Here is a 13,443-nt window from a genome sequence, read left to right as displayed (position 1 = left end):
TGGCAGCGGGGCGCTTTCCGCTTTCTCTTCACTTCTGCTCCCGCTCGACGCGGGGGGTGCGCTGCATGGTGTGCGGTCACGCAGCGCGAGGTGCACGGCGCGAGGCCTCAGCGGGCCTCGACGGGGACGAAGTCACGCAGGACCTCGCCGGTACTGTGCCTGCCCGGGGGGCGACCCCCGGACCCCCGGCCGAGGATCAGCGAGCCTCGACGGGGACGAAGTCACGCAGGACCTCGCCGGTGTAGATCTGGCGCGGGCGGCCGATGCGCGATCCCGGCTCCTTGATCATCTCGTGCCACTGGGCGATCCAGCCCGGCAGCCGGCCGAGGGCGAACAGGACCGTGAACATCTCGGTCGGGAAGCCCATGGCCCGGTAGATGAGGCCCGTGTAGAAGTCGACGTTCGGGTAGAGGTTGCGCGAGACGAAGTACTCGTCGGAGAGCGCGTGCTCCTCCAGCTTGAGCGCGATGTCCAGCAGCGCGTCGTCCTTGCCGAGGGCCGAGAGGACATCGTGCGCCGCGGCCTTGATGATCTTGGCGCGCGGGTCGAAGGACTTGTACACCCGGTGGCCGAAGCCCATCAGGCGGACGCCGTCCTCCTTGTTCTTCACCTTGCGGATGAAGGAGTCGACATCGCCGCCGTTGGCCTGGATGCCCTCGAGCATTTCCAGGACCGACTGGTTGGCGCCGCCGTGCAGCGGGCCCCACAGGGCGGAGATACCGGCGGAGATCGAGGCGAACATGTTCGCCTGCGAGGAGCCGACCAGACGCACGGTGGACGTCGAACAGTTCTGCTCGTGGTCCGCGTGCAGGATGAGCAGCTTCTCGAGCGCGGCGACGACGACCGGGTCGAGGTCGTACTCCTGCGCCGGCACGGAGAACGTCATGCGCAGGAAGTTCTCGACGTAACCGAGGTCGTTGCGCGGGTAGACGAACGGGTGGCCGATCGACTTCTTGTACGCGTACGCCGCGATGGTCGGAAGCTTGGCGAGCAGCCGGATCGTCGACAGGTGGCGCTGCTGCTCGTCGAACGGGTTGTGGCTGTCCTGGTAGAACGTCGACAGCGCGCTGACCACGGAGGACAGCATCGCCATCGGGTGGGCGTCACGCGGGAAGCCGTCGAAGAAGCGCTTGACGTCCTCGTGGAGCAGCGTGTGCCCGGTGATCTCGTTCTTGAAAGTGGAGAGCTCGTCGACGGTCGGAAGCTCGCCGTTGATCAGCAGGTAGGCCACCTCGGTGAAGGTGGAACGCTCGGCCAGCTGCTCGATCGGGTAGCCGCGGTACCGGAGGATGCCCTGCTCACCGTCGAGATAGGTGATCGCGGATTTATAGGCGGCGGTGTTGCCGTATCCGCTGTCGAGGGTCACCAGACCGGTCTGGGCCCGGAGCTTCCCGATGTCGAAGCCCTTGTCACCGACGGTGCTGTCGATCACCGGGTAGGTGTACTCGCCATCGCCGTACCGCAGTACTACAGAGTTGTCGCTCACGTCATCCCTCACCGACGTAGTGCCTCTTCTTCGAGGTGCCCTGACTGTTCTCTACCATCCCCCACTTGGCCCAGCAGAGTGCACTCGGGGTCGACCATTGGGCCTATTCGCGGCACTGAGTGCCGCGAACCTGCTCATCCTGCCCCCTTCGCCCCGCTTCCGGAAAGCCCGTGTGACGTTTCCGACTCATTTGATCGATCGAAAGTTACCAAACCGAAGGATGTGCCCCCGGAGAGCCGGAATCGGAGTGCCGTACAACGCCTCCCCGCGGAGACCGTGCGCACCGCCTGACCGAGTGCCTTGCGTGAACCGACGAGCACCACCAGCTTCTTGGCCCGCGTGACCGCCGTATAGAGGAGGTTCCTCTGCAGCATCATCCAGGCGCCGGTCGTGACCGGGATCACGACGCACGGATACTCGCTTCCCTGGGAGCGATGGATCGTCACGGCATACGCGTGGGCCAGCTCGTCCAGCTCATCGAATTCGTATACGACTTCCTCGTCCTCGTCGGTGAGTACGGTCAGCCGCTGCTCGTCCGCGTCGAGGGAGGTGACGACGCCGACGGTGCCGTTGAACACGCCGTTCTCCCCCTTCTCGTAGTTGTTCCTGATCTGGGTGACTTTGTCGCCCACGCGGAAGACCCGGCCGCCGAAGCGCTTCTCGGGGAGGTCGGGGCGGGCGGGCGTGACGGCTTGCTGGAGCAGGCCGTTGAGGGTGCCGGCGCCGGCCGGGCCGCGGTGCATCGGGGCGAGAACCTGGACGTCGCGCCGCGGGTCGAGGCCGAACTTGGCGGGGATGCGGCGGGCGGCGACATCGACGGTGAGCCGGCCCGCCTCCTCCGTGTCCTCCTCCACAAACAGGAAGAAGTCCTTGAGGCCCTGGGTGAGCGGATGCTGACCCCCATTGATGCGGTGCGCGTTCGTGACGACACCGGACTCCTGGGCCTGGCGGAAGATGCGGGTGAGGCGGACCGCAGGAACCGGGCCCCCCTCGCCGAGCAGGTCCCGCAGCACCTCGCCCGCGCCGACGCTCGGCAGCTGGTCGACGTCGCCCACGAACAGCAGATGGGCGCCCGGCGGCACGGCCTTGGCCAGCTTGTTGGCCAGCAGGAGGTCGAGCATCGACGCCTCGTCGACCACGACGAGGTCGGCGTCGAGCGGCCGGTCCCGGTCGTAGGCCGCGTCACCGCCCGGCTTGAGTTCGAGCAGGCGGTGGACCGTGGACGCCTCGGCGCCGGTCAGCTCGGCCAGGCGCTTGGCGGCGCGGCCCGTGGGGGCGGCGAGGACGACCTTCGCCCGCTTGGCGCGGGCCAGTTCGACGATCGAGCGGACCGTGAAGGACTTGCCGCAGCCGGGCCCTCCGGTGAGGACGGCGACCTTCTTCGTCAGGGCGAGCTTCACCGCCTCCTCCTGCTCGGGCGCGAGCTCGGCCCCCGTACGCCCCGCGAGCCAGGTCAGGGCCTTGTCCCACGCGACGTCCCGGAACGCCGGCATCCGGTCCTCGTCCGTGCGCAGGAGGCGCAACAGCTGGGCGGACAGGGAGAGTTCGGCGCGGTGGAAGGGGACGAGGTAGACCGCGGTCACCAGCTCTTCCCCGCCGTCCGGCCCCGGCACCCGCTCCCGTACGACGCCCTCCTCCTCGCCCGCCAGTTCGCCCAGGCACTCGATGACCAGGCCCGTGTCGACCTGGAGGAGCTTGACCGCGTCGGAGATCAGCTGTTCCTCCGGCAGGAAGCAGTGGCCCTGGTCGGTGGACTGCGAAAGTGCGTACTGCAGGCCCGCCTTGACGCGCTCGGGGCTGTCGTGCGGGATGCCCACGGACTGCGCGATGCGGTCGGCGGTGAGGAAGCCGATGCCCCAGACGTCGGACGCGAGCCGGTAGGGCTGGTTCTTGACCACGGAGATCGACGCGTCGCCGTACTTCTTGTAGATGCGCACCGCGATCGACGTGGACACCTCCACGCTCTGGAGGAAGACCATCACTTCCTTGATGGCCTTCTGCTCCTCCCAGGCGTCGGCGATCTTCTTCGTGCGCTTGGGGCCGAGGCCCGGCACCTCGATCAGGCGGCCCGGCTCCTGCTCGATGATGTCGAGGGTGTCCAGGCCGAAGTGACGGGTGATCCGGTCGGCGAAGACCGGGCCGATGCCCTTGACCAGGCCGGATCCGAGATAGCGGCGGATGCCCTGGATGGTGGCGGGCAGGACCGTCGTGTAGTTCTCCACGGTGAACTGCTTGCCGTACTGCGGGTGGGAGCCCCAGCGGCCCTCCATGCGCAGCGACTCGCCGGCCTGCGCGCCGAGCAGCGCGCCGACGACGGTGAGCAGATCACCGCCGCCACGGCCGGTGTCGACGCGGGCGACCGTGTACCCGCTCTCCTCATTGGCGTACGTGATCCGCTCGAGGACACCGGTGACTTCACAAAAGCCGGACCGACTCCCCCGCTCTGGGCTTCCTGCCGTGCCAGACACGTTCTCACCTGCCCTTATTGGCCCCTGTGTGGATAGGAGGCTACCGGCAGGCAGTGACAGCGCGGCCGCCATCCGGCGAAGTGACGAGAGCCGGCTCCGAGGTCATGAGGGCACAGCCGGGGGAAATCGACCTGTACCGCAAGGCATTTGCACTTCATCGGCAGTCCGCCGTCCATGGCCAGGCCGCCAAGGACCTCATCTTGACTGCAATCGACCATTTTGGCCGCCAGGGAAGGGAGGATCGTGGCTGAAATGCCGAATTGGCGAACCAGTACATACACGAAGTCCGACAGCTGCATTGACCTGGCTGACAATGACCCTGAAAGGTCATGATCCGGGACTCGAAGGCTCGTCACCGCGAGTTCCTGGGCATCAGGCCGGCCTCCTGGGCCGGGTTCATCGACTTCACGAAGAGGCTTCCTCTGCAGCGAGCCTCTGCCGGCCTTCCATCTGTGAGGTAGGGGGGCGGCGCAGGCCCTACAATCACCGCATGGCTCAGCGAGAAGTAATCACTTACACAGACGACCTCACAGGCGAAGAAGCCGAGGAGATCGGCACCCACACCATCCTCATCGATGGGGCTGGGGTCGAGGTTGACCTCACCACCGAGAATCACGATCGCCTGCTGGAAATCCTGCACCCCTACTTGAGCGCCACGGGTGCTCGTCGGGTCCGCGGCAGCATCACCGCTGCCGGCACGAGGGGCAAGCGTCGGGCCGTTGCAACTGCCGGCAGCTCGGACACGGCCGAGATTCGGGCCTGGGCCAAGAAGCAGGGTCTTGAGGTGAATGATCGGGGCCGAGTCCCCGCTTCGATTAAGGAAGCGTACGAAAAGGCCAATGGCTAATCCCTGATATCGGCCAGTCGTCGAGTCGACTTCCAGGATGCGCCAGGTCAGGATGTGGATCGCACTTGAATCTGTGACGCGTTGGAGCTACGGCGGCTTAAGGACCTGGGTATCTGGCGCGCTCCTCACAAGGTCCAGATTCAGGAAATTCTCGAACATGTGTGGCCGGCCGGCGAAACGAGTCGCACCGAATTTGTTCACCTGAATCGCGCGCGGGAGCCTTTCTATTTCCTGCGTCGCCGCCTCGGTGACAAGACTCTCAGCGCCGCGCAGCTCAAGGGCTCAGCGCGCTTTGAGCGCATGATCCGGGAGGGCCCTACAGCCCGCCCATGGGTTCGATGTCCACCTTGATGGGCGTGCCCCAGACCCGCACCACCTCGTAGTCCGTGAACGCGTGGACCAGGCGGTACGCCGAGGCCGCGCGGGGCTCCCTGCGCTGGGCCGCGAGATAGTGCTCGGCCTCCCTGCGGTCGTGTCGCGGGGTGCCGCACAGCTGCCACACCTGCCCGTTCCACTTCTCGGGGAGCCAGCGCTGCTGGGGCTGCGGGCGGTCCTCCCGGACGCCGTACCGCGACATCGCCGGGGCGTCCGCACTCTCGCCCTGCCGGGGTCTCGTGGGATACGTGCCATTGATCTCGGAGCGGCGGGCGACGCGGCGGCGGGTCTCGCAGAGCAGGCACAGGTCCTGCGCGTTCTCGTCGACCGGGCCCGTCGGGTGCTCCGGGCAGCGCGTGGTGGGCGGGTCGCCGGTGACGGAGTCCTCGATGAGGTCGAGCGCGCGCTTCACGTCCGCGCGCATCTCGTGCAGCTTGCTGTCGGGTGTGTCGGTGCTGAGGCCCTCGCCGTGCTCGCCGAGGAGGCGCAGGGCCCGGCCGAGCGCGGTGAGCTGTGCGTGATTCACGGGCGTGTGCCCCTTCCGTGCGGGTTCCGTGGCTGACTCCGCCAGCGTCTCACGCACCACTGACACGGCCGTCCGGCACCGGCCCGCGAGGGCCGCGTACATCACGATCCTGTCTCGACAAGCGGAACGGGGGTTGCCAACAGCCCGTGTAATCGATTCCAATCCTCCGTGTAATCGATTCCATGAGGTGTCGGACCAGGTTTCGGATCCGTTCCGGACCAAGCAGCCACAAGGAGGTGGTCCTGCGATGGCGAGCATCAAGGACGTCGCCGCGGCGGCGGGTGTCTCCGTCGCCACGGTCTCGCGGGTGCTGAACAGCCACCCGTCCGTGAGCCCGGACGCGCGCGCCCGTGTGCTCGGCGCGGTCGACTCGCTCGGCTACCGCCCGAACGCCGTGGCCCGCTCCCTGCGCACCGCCCAGACCCGCACGCTCGGCCTGGTCATCAGCGACGTACTCAACCCGTACTTCACCGAGCTGGCCCGCTCCGTCGAGGAGGAGGCCCGCGCGCTGGGCTACAGCGTCATCATCGGGAACGCGGACGAGCAGCCCGACATCCAGGACCACCACGTACGCACCCTCGTCGACCGGCGCATCGACGGCCTTCTGGTCTCCCCCACCGACGGCGGCTCGCCGCTGATGCTGGAAGCCGCGCGGGCCGGTACGCCGATGGTCTTCGTCGACCGCTGGATCCCGGGCGTGGACGTGCCCGTGGTCCGCTCCGACGGGCGCGCCGCGGTGCGCGACCTCGTGGCCCATCTGCACGCCCTCGGCCACCGCCGCCTCGCCATCATCGCGGGGCCCGCCGCCACCACGACCGGCAGCGAGCGCGTCGAGGCGTTCCGCGAGGCGCTCGCCGCGTACGGGATCGCGCTGCCGGACGCCTACATCGGGCAGGGCGACTTCCAGGCGGACAGCGGCCGGCGCGCGACGGAGCGCTTCCTCGCCCTGTCCGAGCCGCCCGAGGTCGTGTTCGCCGCCGACAACCTGATGGCGCTCGGCGCGCTCGACGCGATCAGGGCCGCCGGGCTGCGCGTCCCGTACGACATCGGGCTCGCGGCCTTCGACGACATCCCCTGGTTCGTGCACACCGACCCGCCGGTCACGGCGATCGCCCAGCCGACCAAGGAACTCGGCCGGGCCGCCGTACGGGCCCTGATCGACCGCATCGAGGGCAGGCCCCCGCAGTCGGTGACGCTGCCCGCGCGCCTGGTCGTCCGCCGGTCCTGCGGCGAAGCGGACAGCCCGGCCGCCCCCACGGCCACCCCGGCTCCCGCAGACACCCCCACCGCCACGACCTCAACGAGGAGGAACCCGTGAGCAACCCGGAAGAGCAGCAGGCCCAGGAGTCGGCCGGACCGCCCGACGAGCTGCTGCGCATCGAGGGGATACGCAAGACGTTCCCCGGCGTCGTCGCGCTCGACAGCGTCGACTTCGATCTGCGCCGCGGCGAGGTGCACGTGCTGCTCGGCGAGAACGGCGCGGGCAAGAGCACCCTCATCAAGATGCTCTCCGGCGCCTACCGGCCCGACGCGGGCCGGATCGTCGTCGACGGCCGGGAGACCCGTATCCACGGGGCGCAGGACGCCGAGCGCCTCGGGATCGCCACCATCTACCAGGAGTTCAACCTCGTCCCCGATCTGACGGTCGCGGAGAACATCTTCCTGGGCCGCCAGCCGCGCCGCTTCGGGATGATCGACCGAAAGAAGATGGAGGCCGACGCCGAGGAGCTGCTGCGGCGCGTCGGCCTGACGGTCTCGCCCCGGACCCGGGTGCGTGAACTGGGCATCGCCCGGCTCCAGATGGTCGAGATCGCGAAGGCCCTGAGCCTGGACGCGCGCGTCCTGATCATGGACGAACCGACGGCCGTGCTCACCTCGGAGGAGGTGGACAAGCTCTTCGGGATCGTGCGCGCGCTGCGCGAGGACGGTGTCGGCGTCGTCTTCATCACCCACCACCTGGAGGAGATCGCCGCGCTCGGCGACCGCGTCACGGTCATCCGCGACGGCAAGAGCGTCGGCCAGGTCTCCGCGTCGACCCCCGAGGCCGAGTTGGTACGGCTCATGGTGGGCCGCAGCATCGAGCAGCAGTACCCGCGCGAGCGGCCCGAACTCGACGCCACCGACGCTCCGTTGCTGCGGGTCGAGGGGCTGACCCGCGACGGTGTCTTCCACGACGTGCACTTCGAGGTGCGGGCCGGCGAGGTCGTCGGCATCGCCGGCCTCGTGGGCGCGGGCCGTACCGAGGTCGTCCGTGCCGTCTTCGGCGCCGACCCGTACGACAAGGGCACCGTCGAGGTCGCGGGCGCGCGGCTGCCGCGGCACGACGTGAACGCGGCGATGGCAGCCGGCGTCGGGCTCGTGCCCGAGGACCGCAAGGGGCAGGGCCTCCTCCTGGACGCGTCCGTCGAGGAGAACCTGGGCCTGGTCACGCTGCGTTCGGCGACCCGCGCGGGCCTCGTGGACCGCAGGTCCCAGCGTGCCGCGGCCGCGCGGATGGCCGAGCAGCTCGGTGTGCGCATGGCCGGGCTCGGCCAGCATGTGCGGACCCTGTCCGGCGGCAACCAGCAGAAGGTCGTCATCGGCAAGTGGCTGCTCGCCGACATCAGGGTCCTCATCCTCGACGAGCCGACACGCGGCATCGACGTCGGCGCGAAGGTCGAGATCTACCAGCTCGTCAACGAACTCACCGCGGCCGGGCACGCCGTCCTGATGATCTCCAGCGATCTGCCGGAGGTCCTCGGGATGAGCGACCGGGTCCTCGTCATGGCGCAGGGCCGGATCGCGGGCGAACTCGCGGCCGGCGAGGCGACCCAGGACTCCGTGATGGCGCTCGCCGTCAGCACCGCGGCATCCCCGTCGTCCCCGGCAACCACCCCCGTACACAATGAAGTGGAGGGCTCCCGTGGCCACTGACACGCTCAAGAGCAGCACGGCCGGCGCGGGTGGCCTGCGCCGCGTCCTGCTCGACAACGGCGCACTGAGCGCCCTGGTCGTCCTGGTGATAGCGATGTCGCTGCTGTCCGGCGACTTCCTGACCACGCAGAACCTGCTCAACGTCGGCGTGCAGGCCGCCGTGACCGCGATCCTCGCGTTCGGCGTCACCTTCGTCATCGTCTCGGCGGGCATCGACCTGTCGGTCGGCTCCGTGGCCGCCCTGTCGGCGACGGTCCTCGCGTGGGCCGCGACCAGCGAGGGCGTCCCGGTGTGGATCGCCGTGATCCTCGCCGTCGTCACCGGTATCGCCTGCGGATTCGTCAACGGCGCGCTGATCTCGTACGGCAAGCTCCCGCCGTTCATCGCGACGCTCGCGATGCTGTCGGTGGGGCGTGGTCTGTCGCTCGTCATCTCGCAGGGCAGCCCGATCCCGTTCCCGTCGTCCGTCTCGCGGGTCGGGGACACGCTGGGCGGCTGGCTGCCGGTGCCGGTGCTCGTGATGGTCGTCATGGGGCTGATCACGGCGCTGATCCTGGGCCGTACGTTCATCGGCCGGTCCATGTTCGCGATCGGCGGCAACGAGGAAGCGGCGCGCCTGTCCGGGCTGCGCGTCAAGCGGCAGAAGGTCGTCATCTACGCCCTGTCGGGCCTGTTCGCCGCGGTCGCGGGCATCGTCCTCGCCTCGCGTCTGACCTCCGCGCAGCCGCAGGCCGCGCAGGGTTACGAGCTGGACGCCATCGCCGCGGTCGTCATCGGCGGCGCCTCGCTGTCCGGCGGCGTCGGCAAGGCGTCGGGCACGTTCATCGGCGCGCTGATCCTCGCGGTGCTCAGGAACGGCCTCAACCTCCTTTCCGTGTCGGCGTTCTGGCAGCAGGTCGTCATCGGCGTCGTCATCGCGCTCGCCGTGCTCCTCGACACCGTGCGCCGCAAGGCGGGCGCGACCCCGACGGCCGCCGGCGCCACGTCCGGGCCGGGCGGCTCCAAGGGCAGACAGGCCGCCCAGTACGTGATCGCGGCCGTCGTCGCCGCGGCGATCATCGGCGGCATCTCCCTCTGGAACAACGGCTCTTCGGGTACGTCGACCAAGCTCGGCCTGTCCGTCTCGACGCTGAACAACCCCTTCTTCGTGCAGATGAAGGCGGGCGCGCAGGCTGAGGCGAAGAAGGAGGGCGTCAAGCTCACGGTCACGGATGCCCAGAACGACGCGTCCCAGCAGGCCAACCAGCTCCAGAACTTCACCAGTGAGGGCATGAGTTCGGTCATCGTGAACCCCGTCGACTCCGACGCGGTCGGCCCGGCCGTGCGCGGCGCCAACAAGGCGGACATCCCCGTCGTCGCCGCCGACCGCGGCGTCAACAAGGCGAAGACGGCCACGCTCGTCGCCTCCGACAACGTCGCGGGCGGCCGGCAGGCGGCGAAGACGCTCGCCGACAAGCTCGGCGGCAGCGGAAGGATCGTGATCCTCCAGGGCACGGCCGGCACCTCCGCCAGCCGGGAACGCGGCCAGGGCTTCGCCGAGGGCATCAAGGCGTACCCCGGCATCAAGGTCGTCGCCAAGCAGCCCGCGGACTTCGACCGCACCAAGGGCCTCGACGTCATGACGAACATGCTCCAGGCCAACGCGGGCGTCGACGGTGTCTTCGCCGAGAACGACGAGATGGCCCTCGGCGCGATCAAGGCGCTCGGCTCCAAGGCCGGCAAGTCCGTCGCTGTCGTCGGCTTCGACGGCACGCCGGACGGCCTCAAGGCCGTCGAGGCGGGCACGCTGTACGCGTCCGTCGCGCAGCAGCCGAAGGAGCTCGGCCGGATCGCCGTGCAGAACGCGGTCAGGGCGGCGAAGGACAAGAAGGTCGCAGAGATGGTGAAGGTGCCGGTGAAGGTCGTCACCTCGAAGAACGTCGCGAGCTTCAAGTAACCGTCGCGGGTTCCGAGTTACCGACCCGGGCGCCCGGCCGGCCCATCGAGAACGCCCATCCAGAACACGGAGAAAGTGACAGCGATGCACGACTACGACCTGTTGGTGGTGGGGTCGGCCAACGCCGACCTGGTGACCGTCGTCGAGCGCCGCCCGGGCGCCGGGGAGACCGTCCTCGGCTCGGACCTGGCCGTCCACCCGGGCGGCAAGGGCGCCAACCAGGCCGTCGCCGCCGCGCGCCTCGGGGCCCGTACGGCGCTGCTCGCGCGGGTCGGCGACGACGGGCACGGGCGGCTGCTGCTCGACTCGATGAGGTCGGCGGGCGTCGACCCGGTCGGCGTCCTCGTCGGCGGGGCGCCCACCGGGGTCGCCCTGATCACGGTGGACCCGTCCGGGGACAACAGCATCGTGGTGTCACCGGGTGCCAACGCCCGGCTCACCCCGCAGGACGTCAAGGCCGCAGGCAGCCTCTTCCAGGCGTCGCAGGTGGTCTCGGCGCAGCTGGAGATCCCGCTCGACACGGTCGCCGAGGTCGTACGGGCACTGGCACCGGGCAGCCGGTTCGTCCTCAACCCGTCCCCGCCCGCTCCCCTACCCGCCGAGGTCCTCGCTGCCTGCGACCCGCTCATCGTCAACGAGCACGAGGCGCGGGTCGTGCTCGGCGCGGACGTCACCGGCGAGCCCGAGGACTGGGCGCCGGCGCTGCTCGCCCTCGGGCCGCGCTCCGTCGTGATCACGCTGGGCGCCGAGGGCGCGCTGGTGGCCGACGGCACGGGGACGCGCCGCGTGCCGTCCGTCAAGGTCACGGCCGTGGACACGACCGGTGCGGGGGACGCCTTCACGGCGGCCCTGGCGTGGCGGCTCGGCGCGGGCGAGAGCCTCGCGGACGCGGCGGCCTTCGCGGCCCGCGTCGGCGCGGCGGCGGTCACGAAGGAGGGCGCCCAGGCGTCCTACCCGACGGCCGCCGAGGTCGCGGCGCTGTGAGGAAAGCCGGAATACTCAACCGCCACCTGGCCGGCGCGCTCGCCGAGCTGGGCCATGGCCACGGAGTGCTCGTGTGCGACGCGGGCATGCCGATCCCGGCGGGGCCGCGGGTCGTGGACCTGGCGTTCCGGGCCGGCGTCCCGTCGTTCGCCGAGGTCGTCGACGGGCTCCTGCACGAACTGGTGGTGGAAGGCGGGACGGCCGCCGCGGAGATCCGGGCCGCGAACCCCGAGGCCGCGGGGCTGCTCGCGGAGCGCCTTCCTGCGCTCGCCTTCGTCCCGCACGAGGAGCTGAAGGAGCTCTCGCGGGGGGCGCGGCTCGTCGTCCGTACGGGAGAGGCACGGCCGTACGCGAATGTGCTGCTGCGCTGCGGGGTCTTCTTCTAGCCGGCTGTTGCGGACGTGGCTTCGGGCCTGGCTTGTGGGCGTGCAAAAGGGGGCCCGGTCGGCGGACCGGACCCCCTGAGGCTTCCCCTCCCCATCAGAACCCCCGCGATCCCCCCGGATCCCCCTCCAGAAGTCCTGATGCCACATACGACCCGCAAATCGCGGAAAGGGTTGTACGGTCCGCCCGGAATCTTTTCGGGGTGCCGACGCAGTGGGGCAGACGTAGCGTTTCCGGCATGAGCGAAAACACCGGTTCTGCCGAACCCTCCCTGCAGAAGGACGTACTCGACGAGCTCGGCGACGACCGGCTCGGCGAGATCGCCGCCCTGCTCGGCACGGACGCGGCGGGCGCGCAGGACGTCGTGGGCACCACCGTCTCCGAGCTCTCCGGAGGTCTCAGGGAGAAGGCGACGGCCGATCCCGCGCAGGCCGAGGAGGTCCGGCAGGCGCTCGCCGAGACACAGGAGCAGCAGCCCTTGCAGGGCGTGGCCACGTTCGGCGGGCTCGGCGGGCTGGCGGCCGGCGGGCTGATGTCCGGGATCCTCTCGAAGATGAGCCGCCCGGTCGCGAACGCCGTGGCGAAGAAGACGGGCCTGCCGCCCGCGACCGTCACGCGGGTCGTCGAACTCCTGATCCCGGTGCTGCTGACGGTCTTCACCAAGCGGGCCGCGGGCAGGAAGACGGGCGGCGGCCGCCCGTAGGAGGTACCGCCCGCCAGTGAGGTCAGCAGGCGTGCCGCACGAAGCGGTCCGCCGTCTCCGCGAGGACCTCGCGCCCGTCGCGTGCCCACAGCCCGTCGTTGAAGAGCTCCACCTCGACGGGCCCCGCGTACCCGGCGTCCTCGACGAGGCCGCGCCACGCGCGCATGTCGATCGCGCCGTCACCGATCTGCCCCCGTCCGTTGAGGACGCCCTCGGGCAACGGCGTGGTCCAGTCGGCCAGTTGGAAGGCGTGCAGCCGACCGCTCGCCCCGGCACGCGCGATCTGCGCGGGCGCCCGGTCATCCCACCAGATGTGGTACGTGTCCACGCACACGCCGACCTGCTCGGCGGGGAAGCGCTCGGCCAGGTCGAGCGCCTGCGCCAGCGTCGACACGACGCAGCGGTCCGAGGCGTACATCGGGTGCAGCGGCTCGATGGCTAGCCGGACCCCGCGCTCGGCGGCGTACGGGCCGAGCTCCGCGAGCGCGTCGGCGATCCGCTCCCGCGCGCCGTGCAGGTCCTTGCTGCCTTCGGGGAGGCCGCCGGAGACCAGGACGAGGGTGTCCGTGCCGAGGGCGGCGGCCTCGTCGACGGCCGCGCGGTTGTCGTCGAGGGCCCGCACGCGCGCGTGCGGGTCGATCGCGGTGAGGAAGCCGCCCCGGCACAGCGTGGTGACGGCGAGCCCCGCGTCCCGTACGAGCTTCGCCGCGGCCTCGACCCCGTACGTCTGCACGGGCTCGCGCCACAGGCCGACGCCCGGGACCTCCGACTCGGCGCAGGCCGCGACGAGTTCTTCGAGGCCTAGCTGCCTGACGGTCATC

Annotated in this window: 11 protein-coding genes; 7 read left to right on the top strand and 4 right to left on the bottom strand. The window is 70.0% G+C overall.

Annotated features, from left to right (window positions below; genetic code table 11):
* Positions 1-196: 196 nt before the first annotated feature.
* Positions 197-1,486 (bottom strand): citrate synthase, encoded by a 1,290-nt coding sequence (locus OHA58_RS23135; protein ID WP_326712911.1) that lies wholly within the window; start codon positions 1,484-1,486, stop codon positions 197-199.
* Between the two features lie 134 nt (positions 1,487-1,620).
* Entirely contained in the window at positions 1,621-3,954 is a 2,334-nt protein-coding gene (locus OHA58_RS23130) for an ATP-dependent RecD-like DNA helicase (protein WP_405481070.1), read from the bottom strand.
* Between the two features lie 490 nt (positions 3,955-4,444).
* On the opposite strand from OHA58_RS23130, the gene OHA58_RS23125 reads away from it, so the two are divergent.
* A complete protein-coding gene (locus OHA58_RS23125; RefSeq protein WP_405481069.1) occupies positions 4,445-4,801 on the top strand; it encodes an Lsr2 family protein in 357 nt (118 codons plus the stop codon).
* Positions 4,802-5,117: 316 nt separating this feature from the next.
* On the opposite strand, the gene OHA58_RS23120 is transcribed toward OHA58_RS23125, so the two are convergent.
* Positions 5,118-5,702 (bottom strand): hypothetical protein, encoded by a 585-nt coding sequence (locus OHA58_RS23120; protein WP_116513649.1) that lies wholly within the window; start codon positions 5,700-5,702, stop codon positions 5,118-5,120.
* Between the two features lie 247 nt (positions 5,703-5,949).
* Between OHA58_RS23120 and OHA58_RS23115 the strand changes: the two genes are divergently transcribed.
* The 6 genes from OHA58_RS23115 to OHA58_RS23090 all read left to right on the top strand — a co-directional run bounded on the left by OHA58_RS23115 (position 5,950) and on the right by OHA58_RS23090 (position 12,622).
* Positions 5,950-7,020, top strand: a complete 1,071-nt coding sequence (locus OHA58_RS23115) for a LacI family DNA-binding transcriptional regulator (protein ID WP_405481068.1) — start codon at positions 5,950-5,952, stop codon at positions 7,018-7,020.
* Positions 7,017-8,615, top strand: coding sequence for a sugar ABC transporter ATP-binding protein (locus tag OHA58_RS23110; protein WP_405481067.1), 1,599 nt, complete (start codon positions 7,017-7,019; stop codon positions 8,613-8,615). Before OHA58_RS23115 ends, OHA58_RS23110 begins: the two co-directional genes overlap by 4 nt.
* Entirely contained in the window at positions 8,605-10,551 is a 1,947-nt protein-coding gene (locus tag OHA58_RS23105) for a substrate-binding domain-containing protein (protein ID WP_405481066.1), read from the top strand. Before OHA58_RS23110 ends, OHA58_RS23105 begins: the two co-directional genes overlap by 11 nt.
* A gap of 84 nt (positions 10,552-10,635) precedes the next feature.
* Positions 10,636-11,535, top strand: a complete 900-nt coding sequence (locus tag OHA58_RS23100) for a ribokinase (RefSeq protein ID WP_405481064.1) — start codon at positions 10,636-10,638, stop codon at positions 11,533-11,535.
* A complete protein-coding gene (gene rbsD, locus OHA58_RS23095) occupies positions 11,532-11,921 on the top strand; it encodes a D-ribose pyranase (protein WP_405481063.1) in 390 nt (129 codons plus the stop codon). Before OHA58_RS23100 ends, rbsD begins: the two co-directional genes overlap by 4 nt.
* A 236-nt stretch (positions 11,922-12,157) precedes the next feature.
* Positions 12,158-12,622, top strand: a complete 465-nt coding sequence (locus OHA58_RS23090; RefSeq protein ID WP_405481061.1) for a DUF937 domain-containing protein — start codon at positions 12,158-12,160, stop codon at positions 12,620-12,622.
* 22 nt (positions 12,623-12,644) lie between these two features.
* Here the strand turns inward: OHA58_RS23090 and OHA58_RS23085 are convergent, their stop codons facing one another.
* The gene (locus OHA58_RS23085; RefSeq protein WP_405485123.1) at positions 12,645-13,442 is read right to left on the bottom strand and encodes a sugar phosphate isomerase/epimerase family protein; all 798 of its coding nucleotides are present in this window, start codon (positions 13,440-13,442) and stop codon (positions 12,645-12,647) included.
* Position 13,443: the final 1 nt, after the last annotated feature.

The sequence above is a fragment of the Streptomyces sp. NBC_00009 genome (assembly GCF_045040855.1).
GTDB lineage: Bacteria > Actinomycetota > Actinomycetes > Streptomycetales > Streptomycetaceae > Streptomyces > Streptomyces aureus.
Note: the sequence above shows the minus strand (reverse complement) of the source record. Positions and strands in the feature narration are given on the sequence as shown.